General features: G+C 70.7%; 11 protein-coding genes. 2 read left to right on the forward strand and 9 right to left on the reverse strand.

Annotated elements, in window-relative coordinates; genetic code table 11:
- Positions 1 to 32: 32 nt before the first annotated feature.
- The 3 genes from pyk to pta form a co-directional block, all read right to left on the reverse strand.
- Positions 33 to 1,463, reverse strand: a complete 1,431-nt coding sequence (gene pyk / locus ABZY33_RS28030; RefSeq protein ID WP_356494468.1) for a pyruvate kinase — start codon at positions 1,461 to 1,463, stop codon at positions 33 to 35.
- A gap of 74 nt (positions 1,464 to 1,537) precedes the next feature.
- Complete coding sequence (locus tag ABZY33_RS28035; RefSeq protein WP_356494469.1) at positions 1,538 to 2,755, reverse strand: acetate kinase; 1,218 nt, start codon at positions 2,753 to 2,755, stop codon at positions 1,538 to 1,540.
- Positions 2,756 to 2,789: 34 nt separating this feature from the next.
- Positions 2,790 to 4,865: a phosphate acetyltransferase gene (gene pta / locus ABZY33_RS28040; protein ID WP_356494470.1), complete on the reverse strand. Its 2,076-nt coding sequence runs from the start codon at positions 4,863 to 4,865 to the stop codon at positions 2,790 to 2,792.
- Positions 4,866 to 5,108: 243 nt separating this feature from the next.
- Between pta and ABZY33_RS28045 the strand changes: the two genes are divergently transcribed.
- On the forward strand, positions 5,109 to 6,134 hold the full coding sequence (locus ABZY33_RS28045) for a 6-phosphofructokinase (RefSeq protein WP_356494471.1): 1,026 nt from the start codon (positions 5,109 to 5,111) through the stop codon (positions 6,132 to 6,134).
- A 134-nt stretch (positions 6,135 to 6,268) separates the two neighbouring features.
- Here ABZY33_RS28045 and ABZY33_RS28050 read toward each other — a convergent pair whose 3' ends face one another.
- The 6 genes from ABZY33_RS28050 to ABZY33_RS28075 all read right to left on the reverse strand — a co-directional run bounded on the left by ABZY33_RS28050 (position 6,269) and on the right by ABZY33_RS28075 (position 12,627).
- Positions 6,269 to 6,970: a helix-turn-helix transcriptional regulator gene (locus tag ABZY33_RS28050; protein ID WP_356494472.1), complete on the reverse strand. Its 702-nt coding sequence runs from the start codon at positions 6,968 to 6,970 to the stop codon at positions 6,269 to 6,271.
- 88 nt (positions 6,971 to 7,058) lie between these two features.
- Positions 7,059 to 7,886 carry a carbohydrate ABC transporter permease gene (locus ABZY33_RS28055; protein WP_356494473.1) on the reverse strand — a complete coding sequence of 276 codons (828 nt, stop codon included), beginning with the start codon at positions 7,884 to 7,886 and terminating at the stop codon, positions 7,059 to 7,061.
- Positions 7,887 to 8,693 (reverse strand): sugar ABC transporter permease, encoded by an 807-nt coding sequence (locus tag ABZY33_RS28060; protein WP_356494480.1) that lies wholly within the window; start codon positions 8,691 to 8,693, stop codon positions 7,887 to 7,889.
- A 100-nt stretch (positions 8,694 to 8,793) separates the two neighbouring features.
- Positions 8,794 to 10,161, reverse strand: coding sequence for an extracellular solute-binding protein (locus ABZY33_RS28065; RefSeq protein ID WP_356494474.1), 1,368 nt, complete (start codon positions 10,159 to 10,161; stop codon positions 8,794 to 8,796).
- A 106-nt stretch (positions 10,162 to 10,267) separates the two neighbouring features.
- Positions 10,268 to 10,945: a response regulator gene (locus ABZY33_RS28070; protein WP_356494475.1), complete on the reverse strand. Its 678-nt coding sequence runs from the start codon at positions 10,943 to 10,945 to the stop codon at positions 10,268 to 10,270.
- Positions 10,942 to 12,627: a sensor histidine kinase gene (locus ABZY33_RS28075; protein ID WP_356494476.1), complete on the reverse strand. Its 1,686-nt coding sequence runs from the start codon at positions 12,625 to 12,627 to the stop codon at positions 10,942 to 10,944. Before ABZY33_RS28075 ends, ABZY33_RS28070 begins: the two co-directional genes overlap by 4 nt.
- A gap of 181 nt (positions 12,628 to 12,808) precedes the next feature.
- Between ABZY33_RS28075 and ABZY33_RS28080 the strand changes: the two genes are divergently transcribed.
- Positions 12,809 to 14,188 carry a cation:dicarboxylase symporter family transporter gene (locus ABZY33_RS28080; RefSeq protein ID WP_356494477.1) on the forward strand — a complete coding sequence of 460 codons (1,380 nt, stop codon included), beginning with the start codon at positions 12,809 to 12,811 and terminating at the stop codon, positions 14,186 to 14,188.
- Positions 14,189 to 14,538: the final 350 nt, after the last annotated feature.

Consider the following 14,538-nt stretch of genomic DNA (forward strand, 5'->3'; position numbering starts at 1 on the left):
CCCTCGGCGCGTGTGCTGCGAGCGGTGGTGCGTCAGTCGCGGTCGCCGCCGCCCAGGTGGTGCACCCGGACCATGTTGGTGGTGCCGGGGACGCCGGGGGGCGAACCGGCGGTGATGACCACGGTCTCGCCGTCGTTGAAGCGGTTCAGCCGCACCAGCTCGGCGTCGACCAGCTCGACCATGGCGTCCGTGTTGTCCACGTGCGGCACGACGTAGGACTCCACGCCCCAGCTCAGCGAGAGCTGGTTGCGGGTGTTCTCGTCCGTGGTGAAGGCGAGGATCGGCTGGGCCGCGCGGTAGCGGGACAGGCGGCGGGCCGTGTCACCGGACTGCGTGAAGGCGACCAGCGCCTCCGCGCTCAGGAAGTCGGCGATCTCGGCGGCGGCACGGGCCACCGAACCGCCCTGGGTACGCGGCTTCTTGCCGGGCACCAGCGGCTGAAGGCCCTTGGAGAGCAGCTCGACCTCGGCCGCCTGGACGATCTTCGACATCGTCTTGACGGTCTCGATCGGGTAGGCGCCGACCGAGGACTCGGCCGACAGCATGACCGCGTCGGCGCCGTCCAGGATCGCGTTGGCGACGTCGGACGCCTCGGCGCGCGTGGGGCGCGAGTTGGTGATCATCGACTCCATCATCTGGGTCGCGACGATCACCGGCTTGGCGTTGCGGCGGCACATCTCCACGAGGCGCTTCTGCACCATCGGGACCTTCTCCAGCGGGTACTCGACGGCCAGGTCGCCACGGGCGACCATGACGGCGTCGAACGCCGCGACGACGCCCTCCATGTTGGCGACGGCCTGCGGCTTCTCCACCTTGGCGATGACGGGGACCCGGCGGCCCTCCTCGTCCATCACCTTGTGGACGTCCTTGACGTCGCTCGCGTCACGCACGAAGGACAGGGCGACCATGTCGCAGCCCATCCGCAGCGCGAAGCGCAGGTCATCGATGTCCTTCTCCGACAGGGCGGGCACGTTGACGGCCGCACCGGGCAGGTTGATGCCCTTGTGGTCGGAGATGACACCGCCCTCGACGACGATCGTCTTCACGCGCGGCCCGTCGACCTCGACGACGCGCAGCTCGACGTTGCCGTCGTTGATCAGGACCTGGTCGCCCTTGGAGACGTCGCCGGGCAGCCCCTTGTAGGTGGTGCCGCAGATCGACTTGTCACCGGGCACGTCCTCGGTGGTGATGGTGAACTCGTCACCGCGCACCAGCTCGACGGGGCCCTCGGCGAAGGTCTCCAGACGGATCTTCGGGCCCTGGAGGTCGGCGAGGACGCCCACCGCGCGGCCGGTCTTCCCGGCGGCGGCGCGCACCCGGTCGTAACGACCCTGGTGCTCGGCGTGCGAGCCGTGGCTGAAGTTGAAGCGGGCCACGTTCATACCGGCTTCGATCAGCGAGACGAGCTGCTCTTCGGAGTCGACGGCTGGGCCCAGCGTGCAGACGATTTTGGAACGGCGCATGGGGGCGATCCTATCGGTTTGTTTCGCTACGGAATATTCCGTCTGGTGGAATCTACAAATGGGCGGGCGGGTGCTCAGTCGTTGCGCGGGGCGACCAGCGCGTAGGTCTGCCGGGCGATCTCCAGCTCCTCGTCCGTGGGGACCACCGCGACGGCGACCCGGGCGTACTCGGGCGAGATGAGCCGGGCCTCGTCGGAACGTACGGAGTTGAGCGCGCCGTCGACCGCGAGCCCCAGCTCCTCCAGGCCCGCGACCGCAGCTTCCCGCACCGGCGCCGCGTTCTCCCCCACCCCGGCGGTGAACACGACCGCGTCCACCCGGCCGAGCACCGCGTAGTAGGCACCGATGTACTTCTTCAGGCGGTGGATGTAGATGTCGAAGGCGAGCTGCGCCTCCTGGTCGCCCTCGTCGATCCGGCGGCGGATCTCCCGCATGTCGTTGTCCCCGCAGAGTCCGATCAGGCCGCTCTTCTTGTTGAGGAGGTCGTCGATCTCGTCCGCGGACATGTTGCCCACCCGCATCAGATGGAAGATGACGGCCGGGTCGATGTCGCCTGAACGCGTCCCCATCACCAGCCCCTCGAGCGGGGTGAGCCCCATCGACGTGTCCACGCACCGGCCGCCGCGGACCGCGGACGCCGACGCGCCGTTGCCCAGGTGCAGCACGATGACGTTCACGTCCTCCGGCTCCTTGCCGAGCAGCCGCGCCGCCCGGCGCGAGACGTAGGCGTGCGAGGTGCCGTGGAAGCCGTAGCGGCGCACCCGGTGCTCGTCGGCGGTCTTCACGTCGATCGCGTACCGCGCCGCCGACTCCGGCATCGTCGTGTGGAACGCCGTGTCGAAGACCGCGACCTGCGGCAGGTCCGGGCGGAGCGCCATCGCCGTGCGGATGCCCGTCAGGTTGGCCGGGTTGTGCAGCGGCGCCACCGGGATCAGCCGCTCCACCTCCTTGAGCACCGCGTCGTCGATCACGGTCGGCTCGGAGAAGAAGAGGCCGCCGTGGACCACGCGGTGGCCGATCGCGGCCAGATCGGGGGAGTCGAGGCCGAGCCCGTCCCGGGCCAGCTCCTCGGCGACCGCCTTCAGGGCCTCCTCGTGGTCGGCGATCGGCCGGCTGTGCTCACGGGCCTCGCCGCCCTCGCCGGTCAGCGGCGTGTGCTTGAGGCGCGAGGTCTCCTCCCCGATGCGCTCGACGAGCCCGGCCGCGAGCCGGGAGCTGTCACGCATGTCGAGAAGCTGGTACTTCACCGACGAGGAGCCGGAGTTGAGGACGAGGACTCGGGTCGCGTTCACGGAAAGGAGTGCCTTTTTCGTCGGGTACGAGGGTTCAGTTGGCCGGCGTCTGGGCCTGGATCGCCGTGATGGCGACGGTGTTCACGATGTCCTGCACGAGCGCGCCGCGGGACAGGTCGTTGACCGGCTTGCGCAGGCCCTGGAGGACCGGACCGACGGCGATCGCGCCGGCCGAGCGCTGCACGGCCTTGTAGGTGTTGTTGCCGGTGTTGAGGTCCGGGAAGATCAGCACGCTGGCCTGGCCCGCCACCTCGGAGCCCGGCAGCTTGGTGGCCGCGACGCTCGGCTCGACCGCCGCGTCGTACTGGATCGGCCCCTCGATCCGCAGGTCGCCGCGGCGCTCGCGGACCAGCTCGGTCGCCTCGCGGACCTTGTCCACGTCGGCGCCGGAGCCGGAGGTGCCCGTCGAGTACGACAGCATCGCGATCCGCGGGTCGACCCCGAACTGCTCGGCGGTGACCGCGGACTGCATGGCGATGTCGGCGAGCTGGCGCGCGTCCGGGTCCGGGTTCACGGCGCAGTCGCCGTAGACGAGGACCTTGTCGGCCAGGCACATGAAGAAGACGGAGGAGACGATCGCCGCGTCCGGCTTCGTCTTGATGATCTCGAAGGCGGGCCGGATGGTCGCGGCCGTGGAGTGTACGGAGCCGGAGACCATGCCGTCGGCCAGCCCCTCCTGGACCATCAGCGTGCCGAAGTAGTTCACGTCGGCGACCACGTCGTGCGCCAGCTCCACCGTGACGCCCTTGTGGGCGCGCAGCTGCGCGTACACGGTGGCGAACCGGTCGCGCAGCTCGTGCGTCTGCGGGTCGATCAGCTCGGCGTCCGCGAGATCGACGCCGAGGTCCGCGGCCTTCTTGCGGATCTGCTCTACCGGACCGAGCAGGGTCAGGCCGCAGACGCCGCGGCGCAGCAGCACGTCGGCGGCGCGCAGCACCCGCTCCTCGGTGCCCTCGGGCAGCACGACGCGGCGCTTGTCGGCGCGGGCCCGCTCCAGCAGCTTGTGCTCGAACATCATCGGCGTGACGCGGTCGGTCGCGGGCGCCTGGATCGTCCTGAGCAGCCCGGCCGTGTCGACGTACCGCTCGAAGAGGCCGAGGGCCGTCTCCGCCTTGCGGGGCGTCGCCGCGTTCAGCTTGCCCTCCAGGGCGAAGAGCTCGGCCGCCGTGGGGAACGAGCCGCCGGCCACCGCGACCACCGGCGTGCCCGGCGCGAGCCGGTCGGCGAGCTTGAGGATCTCCTCGCCGGGCCGCTCGTTCAGGGTCAGCAGGACGCCCGCGATGGGCGGGGTGCCGGCGCTGTGCGCGGCGAGCGAGCCGACCACCAGGTCCGCGCGGTCGCCCGGGGTGACGACCATGCAGCCCGGGGTCAGGGCGTTCAGGAAGTTCGGCAGCATGGCGCCGCCGAAGACGAAGTCCAGGGCGTCACGGGCCAGCCCCGCGCCGTCGCCGAGCAGCACTGTGCCGCCCAGGGCGTGGGTGATCTGGGAGACGGTCGGCGCGGAGAGCGCGGGCTCGTCGGGCAGGACGAAGGTGGGCACCGGCAGATGGGCCGTGAGCTTCTCCTGGATGCCGTCGCGGTCCTCGGCGGCGACCCGGTTGACGATCATCGCGAGCACGTCGCAGCCCAGGCCGTCGTAGGCGCGGTAGGCGTTGCGGGTCTCGGCGTGCACCGACTCGGCCGGCTGCTTGCGGCCGCCGACCACCGGGATGACGGACGCCCCGAACTCGTTCGCGAGCCGCGCGTTCAGCGCCAGCTCGTCCGGGAGCTGGGTGTCGGCGTAGTCGGTGCCGAGCACGAGCACGACGTCGTACTCCCGGGCCACCGCGTGGAACCGGTCGACCAGGCGCGAGAGCAGCTCGTCGGTGCCCCGCTCGGCCTGGACCGCCGAGGCCTCGTCGTAGGCGAGGCCGTACACGCTCGCCGGGTCCTGGGAGAGCCGGTAGCGGGAGCGCAGCAGGTCGAAGAGGCGGTCGGGGCCGTCGTGGACGAGGGGACGGAAGACACCCACCCGGTCGACCTGGCGGGTCAGCAGCTCCATCACCCCCAGCTCGACGACCTGGCGGCCGTCGCCCCGCTCGATCCCGGTCACGTACACGCTGCGCGTCACGCGTGCTCTCCGTCTCCGTCGAGGCCAAAAAAATGGCCGTAATGAAGGCTGTGCCCTCTTGACAATACCTCTGGGGGTGGGTAAGTCGCCCCCCGGGCGAACGTCCTGTACAGCGCGGTCCGAGTGCCCTGGGACAGCATGCCGAAGCTCCCCCCGGCGGCGCGGGCGAACGCACCGCCTCCTGGAGCGTGGAAGAATTGCCGTGGCTCACACGTACCGGCAGCGAGCAGGAGACACAGCACGATGCGCATCGGAGTTCTGACCGCAGGCGGCGACTGCCCTGGACTGAACGCAGTGATCCGGTCGGTCGTGCACCGCGCCGTCACGCACTACGGCGACGAGGTGATCGGCTTCGAGGACGGTTACGCGGGCCTCCTCGACGGCCGCGCCCGGCCCCTCGATCTCAACGCGGTCAGCGGCATACTCGCCCGTGGCGGCACCATCCTGGGCTCGTCCCGCCTGGAGCGAGACAAGTTCCGCGCGGCCTGCGAGGACGTCAAGCAGCTCGCCGAGGCCGGCGGCTTCGACGTGCTCATCCCGATCGGCGGCGAGGGCACGCTCACCGCGGCCCGGATGCTCTCCGACGCGGGGCTGCCCGTGGTCGGCGTCCCGAAGACGATCGACAACGACATCTCCTCCACCGACCGCACCTTCGGCTTCGACACGGCCGTCGGCGTCGCCACCGAGGCGATGGACCGGCTCAAGACGACCGCCGAGTCCCACCAGCGGGTGATGGTCGTCGAGGTCATGGGCCGGCACGCGGGCTGGATCGCCCTGGAGTCCGGGATGGCCGGCGGCGCGCACGGCATCTGCCTGCCCGAGCGGCCCTTCGACCCGGCCGACCTGGTCAAGATGGTCGAGGAGCGGTTCGCCCGCGGCAAGAAGTTCGCCGTCATCTGCGTCGCCGAGGGCGCGCACCCCGCCGACGGCACGATGGACTACGGCAAGGGCGCGATCGACCAGTTCGGCCACGAGCGCTTCCAGGGCATCGGCACCGCCCTCGCCTACGAGCTGGAGTCCCGGCTCGGCAAGGAGGCGCGGCCCGTCATCCTCGGCCATGTGCAGCGCGGGGGGACGCCGACCGCGTACGACCGGGTGCTCGCCACGCGGTTCGGGTGGCACGCGGTGGAGGCCGCGCACCGCGGGGAGTTCGGGCGGATGACCGCGCTGCGCGGCACCGACATCACGATGGTGCCGCTGGCTGAGGCGGTCACCGAGCTCAAGACCGTCCCGGCGGACCGGATCGAGGAGGCGGAGTCCGTCTTCTAGGCGCGGGGTCGGTTTGCGCGGCGTCGCGTCTGCGGGGTGAGGTACGTAGCCGGGTGCGACGCCCGTGCGTGGTTGCTCGCGCGGTTCCCCGCGCCCCTGAGGGGCGCACTCCGTGCCGCCCCCGGGCGCCGGGCTCAGGCGTGGCGGATTCGGGACCAGAACTCGTCCAGGATGCGGTCCAGGAAATCGCGGCCCGCGTCGCCCGAATCCGCCGAGGTGCCGCCGCCCCAGCTCAGCGTGGAGGTCATCAGCGCCTGGTACTCCAGGTGCATCTCGTGCAGCACGTCCTCCGCCTCGCGCCGCTGCACCGGTACGAGCCGGGTCAGCGGCCGCACGTACGCCTGCCAGCGCGTGGTCGCCGCGCTGCGCAGCAGCTCCGCCAGCTGGGTGTCCCGGCCGGTCACCGTCGAGAACGCGCGCGGCGCGAGCCGCAGCGTCCCGGCGAGCGCGCTCGACTGGCGCTCGTTGCCCCGCCAGTCGCCGGTCTCCTCCATCCGCAGGTACGCGTGGATCTCCACGCCGGCCTCGCGCGCCACGTCCTCCGGGGCGAGCCCGAGCGCGAGCCGGTGTTCGCGCAGCGTGCGGGGCGCGCCGATCAGCTCGCCCGGCGAACACCACAGCGCCCCGGCGAGCGCGGTGAGCTCACCCGCCAGCGGCGCCGCGTCGCCGCGCTCCCAGGCGAGGATCGTCTCCGGGGTGATGTGCGCGAGCCCGTAGGACGCGCGCATGCCGTACGCGACATGGCCCGGGGCCATGCCCAGTGCCTCACGAAGGCGGCGGGCGGCCGGGGCGTTGAACGGAGGGGTGGGCTGATGCGACGCGGCGGTGTGCTGCACGGGCACAAAATAGGGGGGATGGGCCCGCTTGGCTACGGTGCGTTCGTCTTGCGTGACATGTCGTAGGAACGTACAGCGGTCCCGGCCGTCACCCCTTGACCGCGCCGCCGAGCGCGAAGCCGCCGCCGAACCGGCGGGAGACCAGCACGTACAGCAGGATCACCGGCGTCGAGTAGATGACCGAGAACGCCGCGAGCTGGCCGTAGACGACCGTGCCGCGGTTGCCGAAGAAGTCGTTGATGCTGACCGACGCCGGCATCTGGTCGGGGGAGAGCAACAGCATGAACGGGACGAAGAAGTTGCCCCACATCATCGCGAAGCAGAACACCGTGACGACGGCGACGCCCGGGCCCATCAGCGGCAGCACGATCCGCACCAGGGACTGGAAGGTGCTCGCGCCGTCCGTCCAGGCCGCCTCCTCCAGCTCCTTCGGGACGCCGTCCATGAAGTTCTTCATCAGCCAGATGGCGAACGGGAGCTGGGAGGCGGTGAAGAAGTAGATCGTGCCCGCCATCGTGTCGATCAGGTTCACCTGCACGAACAGCGCGTAGACCGGGACCATGATCGCCGTGATCGGCAGGCACGTCGCGAAGAGGATCGTCGCGAGGTACGGGTTGTTCAGGCGCGAGCGGTAGCGGGAGAGCGGGTACGCGGCGAGCGCCGCGCAGACCACCGTCAGGGCCGTCGCCCCGCCGCACAGGATCAGGCTGTTCAGGAGCGGCGTGAAGGTGATGTCCGGCTTCAGGACCGCGTCGAAGTTGTCGAGCGTGGCGTGGGCCGGGAACTTCACGCGCAGAGTGGCGTCGGCGTCCAGGGAGGACAGGACCACCCAGGCCAGCGGGAGCGCGAAGGCGAGGGCGACCAGGGTCAGGGTCGCGTCGGCGGTGAGCCGGTTCCTGGTGGTGCGGCGGGCCACTCATGCCTCCGGGCGCAGCAGGCGCATGTAGACCAGCGAGAACAGGGAGCCGACCACGAGCAGGAGCAGGGCGACCGCCGTGCCGTAGCCGATCATGCTCTTCTGGAAGGCTTGCTCGTACATGAACAGCGGCAGGGTCTGGCTGTGGTTGCCCGGGCCACCGCGCGTCATCACCCAGATCAGCCCGAAGACGGAGAGCGTCTGCAAGGTGTTGAGCATCAGGTTCGTGCCGATGGAGCGGCGGATCATCGGCAGCGTGACGCGCCACAGCCGCTGCCAGGCGTTCGCGCCGTCCACCTCGGCGGCCTCGCTGATCTCCGTCGGGATCTCGGAGAGCGCCGCCGAGTAGACGAGCATCGAGAAAGCCGTGCCACGCCACACGTTCGCGAACGACACGGCGAGGATCGGCAGCGTGAACAGCCAGTTCTGACCCGGCAGATGGAGCCAGCCGAGGATCGCGTTCAGCGTGCCCTCGCGCCGGAAGAACGCGTAGAGCAGGAACCCGGCGACGACCTCCGGCAGCACCCACGCCGTGACGACGACGGCGCCGGTGACCGTGCGGACCGGTTTCGAGGCGCGTTGCATCAGCGCCGCGAGGGCCAGCCCCAGCGTGTTCTGGCCGACGATCGACGACAGGAACGTGAAGACGAGGGTGAGCCGGACCGCGTTCAGGAAGGCGTCGTCCTTGAAGGCGGCCCGGAAGTTGGCGAAGCCGACGAAGGACGACTCCGCCTGGCCGGTGAGCTGGAGGTCGGTGAAGGCGATGTAGGCGCAGTAGGCGATCGGCCCGGCGAGGAAGAGGAGCATGATGATCGTCGCCGGGGCGATGGGCAGGGCGCGCAGTGCTGTCGTGGCGCGGCGGTTCACGTGGCTCGGGTCACCTTCCCGTGGTTCGGCACCGGTCCGGTCAGGGCTTGCTGACGACCTTGCCGTCCGCCGCCGTCTTCAGCTGCTCGTCGTAGGCCGCGGCCGCCTTCGCCACCGACGCGTCCCCGGTCGTCACCGACTCCATCGCCTCCTGGATCGCGGTGGAGACCTTGGGGTACGCGGGATAGGCCGGCCGGTAGTGGGTCGTGGCGACCAGGTCCGTGAAGAACTTGATGCCGGGCTGCGCCTGCACGTAGGCCGGGTCGGCGGCGACGTCCTTGCGGACCGCGATGCCGGAGTTGGCGATGTACCAGCGCCGCGCGTTCGCCTTGGTCTGCATCGTCTTGACGAAGTCGAAGGCGAGATCGGGGTTGCCCGCCTTGGCGGGGACGGCCCAGGTCCAGCCGCCGGACATGCTGACCTTGCCGGGAGCCTGGCCCCCTTGCGTCGGCATGTGCGCGAGCCCCAGCTTCTGCGACCACTCGGGCCACGCGTGGCCGCTGCCCTTGAGCCAGTCCTGCGGCAGCCAGGAGCCGTCGAGGTCGATACCGAGCTTGCCCTGCGGGAGCATCTCGCCGCGCACCCGGGTCGCCCAGTTCGGGTCGAGGGCGTCGGAGACGTCGGGGCCGAGCTTCTCCTTGAAGACGGTGTCCACGAACGCGAGGCTGTCCTTGAACGCCTTCGAGCCCGCGACCCACTTGTCCGACGCGCTGTCGTAGAGCGGATCGCCGCCCGTGCCGTCCGTCCCGTACAGCAGCATCTCGAAGCCCTGCATGGTCGCGGCCTCGCCGTTCGGCTTGCCCGTGTAGACGTTCAGCGGGATCGCGTCCGGGACCTTCTTCTTGATGGTGCGGGCCGCGTCGAGAATGTCGGCCCAGTTCTTCGGCTGCCAGGGCGTGGTGATGCCGGCCTTCTCGAAGATGCCCTTGTCGTACCAGAGGCCGCGGGTGTCGGTGCCGTCCGGGACGCCGTACGTCTTGCCGTCCTGGGCCTTGGCCGCGGTCTTCGCCGTGCCGATGAACTGGTCCCAGTCCGCCCACTTGGCGAGGTAGGGATCCAGCGGCTTCAGATAGCCGCTGGTGATGTCCGAGTTGATGAGGAAGGTGTCCTCGTAGACCAGGTCGGGCGCCGTCTTGGGGGAGCGCAGCATCTGCTGGAGCTTCGTGTAGTACTCGGAGTCCGGCGCCTTGATCGGGACGAGTTCGACCTTCTTGCCCGGGTGGGCCTTCTCGAACTGCTTCTTCATCGCGGCCAGATAGGTGTCCATGACCTTGATCTGGTTGTCCGTGGACTGCTTGAACGAGACCTTGATGGTGTTCGCGTCACTGCCGGAGCCGCCGCCGCAGGCGGTGAGCGTTCCGGCGGCCAGCAGGGCGGCGGCGACGAGGAGAGGGGCGGTGGGGCGCACGGGCACGACCTCCTACGGAGCTCACGGGCACCAATGCTCGCGGGGCTGCCCGTGAACGTACGGGCCGGTTCGGAGCAAGGTCAATGGGTGTGCACCGCAGGCCGGTTCACTTCCAGGAGTAGACCAGTTCGGGCCTGCCGACCTGCCCGTACTGCGGGCTGCGCGCGGCCAGGCCCGAGTCCACCAGGTGCTCCAGATAGCGGCGCGCGGTGATGCGCGAGATACCGGCCGAACCGGCGGCCGCGGCCGCCGTCAGACCCGTCGGCGCCGCCTCCCGCAGCGTCTGCGTCACCCGCTCCAGCGTGGGCGCGCTCAGCCCCTTCGGCAGCGCGGCCGGGGCGGGGGAGCGCAGATTGGCCAGCGCCCGGTCGACCTCGTCCTGCCCGGCCGCCTCCCCGCTCGACGTGCGGTACTCGGCGTAGCGCGCGAGCCGGTCGCGCAGCGTGGCGAAGGTGAAGGGCTTCAGCACGTACTGCACGACGCCCAGCGAGACCCCCTCCCGCACGACCGCGAGATCGCGGGCCGAGGTCACCGCGATGACGTCCGCCTGGTGGCCCGCCGCCCGCAGCGACCGGGCCAGCGCGAGCCCGTGCCCGTCGGGCAGATGCAGGTCCAGCAGGATCAGATCGACCGGCGCCCGCTCCAGGGCGCGCCGGGCCCCGGCCGCGGTGTGGGCCTTGGCCACGGTGACGAAGCCGGGCACCCGGTCGACGTAGAGCGCGTGCGCGTCGGCGGCGACCGGGTCGTCCTCCACCACCAGGACTCTGATCCGCGGGTCCGTCATGACGTTCCGTCCTGTGCTGTGGGCGCGGTGCCCGCGCCGGTGGCCGCACGGGCCGCGGGCGCGGGAGCGGATGCGGGCGCGGCGCCGCTCTCCGTCCCCCATGGCAGCAGCGCCGTGAACGCGGCCCCGCCCTCCGGCGACCTGGCCAGTTCCAGTCTCCCCCCGTTGCGGCGCACCGCCTGCCGGACGAGCGCCAGGCCGAGCCCGCGCCCGCCCGGCTCCGCCGGCTTCGTCGACCAGCCGCGCTCGAACACGGCGTCCGAGTGCTCCGGGTCCACCCCCGGCCCGGTGTCCGAGACCCGCAGCAGCAGCGACTCGGCGCAGGCGCGGGCGGTGACCGTGACCCGGGCCCGCGGGGAACCCTGCGCCGCGTCCACCGCGTTGTCGATGAGATTGCCGAGGACGGTGACCAGATCGCGGGCGGCGAGCGCCCGCGGCAGCAGCCCGTCGTCGATCCAGGTGTCCGCGGAGACGACCAGCTCCACCCCGTGCTCGTTGGCCTGCGCCGCCTTGCCGAGCAGCAGCGCGGCCAGCACCGGCTCGCTGACCGCGCCGACGACCTGGTCGGTGAGCGCCTGGGCCAGCTCCAGCTCCGCCGTGGCGAAATCGACCGCCTCCTCGGCCCGGCCCAGCTCGATCAGCGACACCACCGTGTGCAGCCGGTTCGCCGCCTCATGCGCCTGCGACCTGAGCGCCTGAGTGAACCCGCGCTCGGAGTCCAACTCACCCATCACCGACTGGAGTTCGGTGTGATCGCGCAGGGTGACCACCGTGCCGCGCCGGTCCCCGCTGGCCACCGGCGAGGTGTTCACGACCACCACCCGGTCGGCGCTCAGATGCACCTCGTCGACCCGCGGCTCGGCCGCCAGCAGGGCGCCGGTCAGCGGCGCGGGCAGCCCCAGCTCGGCGACGCCCCGGCCCACCGCGTCCGGCCCGACCCCGAGCAGTTCGCGGGCCCCGTCGTTGATCAGGGCCACCCGCCGCTGCCCGTCGAGCATGACCAGACCCTCCCGCACGGCGTGCAGCGCGGCCTGGTGGTAGGCGTGCATCCGGCTCAGCTCGCCCGCGTTCATGCCGTGGGTGTGACGCCGCAGCCGCGCGTTGATGACGTACGTGCCGATGCCGCCCAGCACGAGCGCTGCCCCGGCCACCCCGGCCACGGCCAGCACCTGCCCGCGCGCCTGCGCGGTGATCTCCTCGACGGTGATACCGGCGCTGACCAGGCCGACGACCCGGTGCCCGGCCCCGTAGACCGGCGTGACCACCCGCACCGAGGGCCCGAGCGTCCCCGTGTACGTCTCCGGGAACGTACGGCCGCGCAGCGCGGGCGCGATGTGCCCCAGGAACCGCTTGCCGATCTGCCGCTCGTCGGGGTGCGTCCAGCGGATACCGGCCGGATCCATGATCGTCACGAAGTCCACCCCGGTGTGCCGACGCACGTCCTCCGCGTAGGGCTGGAGCGTCGCGGACGGATCCCCGCCCCCCTCGATCGCCGCGCGCACCGAGGGCGCGTCGGCGACCGCCGTCGCCGCCGCGGTCGCCTGCCGCCGCGCCGCCGTCTCCGCCTGCCCGCGGTCACTGACGTACGTGAACAGCGCGCACCCCGCGACCACCACCGCGACGAGGACGGCCTGCATCGCGAAGAGCTGGCCGGCCAGGCTGCGGGGGAGGGGGAGGCGCATGCCGCCCAGTCTGCACGGTCGTATAAGTACGAACTAAATGAACGGAAGGGTGACGGTCCTCACGGCCTGGGAGATAGTCACCGGGATCCGCAGACCGTGAGCCGCACGGCCTGTGCGTACGTGAACCCTGCCCCTTATTTCAGAGCGTTCCAGTACGCCGACGTCGTCGTCAGGAGGAACCGTGGCCGAGACCGGGACCGCGTCCAAGCCCCCCGCAGTGAAGCGGGACCGCACGCACTATCTCTACATCGCTGTCATCGTGGCCGTGCTGCTCGGCATCGCCGTCGGCTTCATCTGGCCCGACTTCGCCAAGGAGCTCAAGCCCATCGGCACGGGCTTCGTGAACCTGATCAAGATGATGATCTCGCCGATCATCTTCTGCACGATCGTGCTCGGCGTCGGCTCGGTCCGCAAGGCCGCGAAGATCGGCAAGGTCGGCGGCCTCGCCCTCGGCTACTTCATCGTCATGTCGATGGTCGCCCTGGCCATCGGCCTCGTCGTCGGCAACATCCTGCACCCCGGCGACGGCATGCACCTGACCGAAGCCACGAAGGAGATCGGCCACACCGCGGCGAAGGACGCCGCCGAAGGCCCGGTCGACTTCGTCCTCGGGGTCATCCCGACGACGCTGGTCTCCGCGTTCACCGAGGGAGAGGTCCTCCAGACCCTCCTCGTCGCCCTCCTCGTGGGCTTCGCACTCCAGGCGATGGGCCGCTCCGGCGAACCGGTGCTGCGCGGCGTCGAGCACATCCAGAAGCTGGTCTTCCGCGTCCTCGGCATGATCATGTGGGCCGCCCCGCTCGGCGCCTTCGGCGCGATGGCCGCCGTCATCGGCGAGACGGGCGTGGACGCGCTCAAGGCACTGGCCACGATCATGGTCGGTTTCTACGTCACCTGCGCCTTGTTCGTGGGCATCGTGCTGGCGCTCATCCTGCGGTTCGCGGCCGGCTTCAACCTCTTCAAGCTGCTGCGGTACCTGGGCCGCGAGTTCCTGCTGATCCTCTCGACGTCGTCGTCGGAATCCGCGCTGCCACGGCTCATCGCGAAGATGGAGCACCTGGGCGTCAGCCGTCCGGTCGTCGGCATCACGGTGCCGACCGGCTACTCCTTCAACCTCGACGGCACCATGATCTACCTGACCATGGCGTCCCTCTTCATCGCCGACGCCATGGACCAGCCGATGAGCGTCGGCCAGCAGATCGGCCTGCTCCTGTTCATGATGATCGCCTCGAAGGGCGCGGCCGGCGTCTCCGGCTCCGGTATCGCGGTGCTCGCGAGCGGCCTCCAGTCGCACAAGCCCGCCCTGGTCGACGGCGTCGGCCTCATCATCGGCATCGACCGGTTCATGAGCGAGGCCCGCGCACTGACCAACTTCGCGGGCAACGCGGTGGCCACACTGCTCATCGGCTCGTGGACCGGAGAGGTGGACCGGGACCGGGTGCACCGGGTGCTCGCCGGTGACCTGCCCTTCGACGAACGGACACTCCTCGACACGAGCGAGGACGACTCGGACCTGCCGGCGCCGCGGGGCGGCGAGCCGAAGGAGCCCGTCAAGGTCTGACGCGGGGGCCGAACGGCCTGGCAGCGGGGTCCGGCACACAGCTGCCGGGCCCCGCCTTTGTACTACCGGCCCCGGTGGCGTAGGGTCCTTCGAGTTGCCCCGGAGCCATCGGCTCCGGGACGTCACCTCCCGCCGCTCCGCGCGGCACCCACCATCAGCACGATCTCCCGACCGGGATTTGATTTCGGCATGCCCGTCATCAATTCGTATTCGGGTTGCGCAGGACCTGATCGATCCGATTAGGAACTGCCGCGGGGATCCGCTAATGTTCGGGAGGTCGGAAGGGCCCAACAGCCCGGAAGAGAAACCCGGTTGACAGGGAATCAGGCCCGAAAGGATCTGATAGAGTC

Origin of the sequence: Streptomyces sp. NPDC006552, from assembly GCF_040611655.1 — a bacterium.
Lineage (GTDB): Bacteria > Actinomycetota > Actinomycetes > Streptomycetales > Streptomycetaceae > Streptomyces.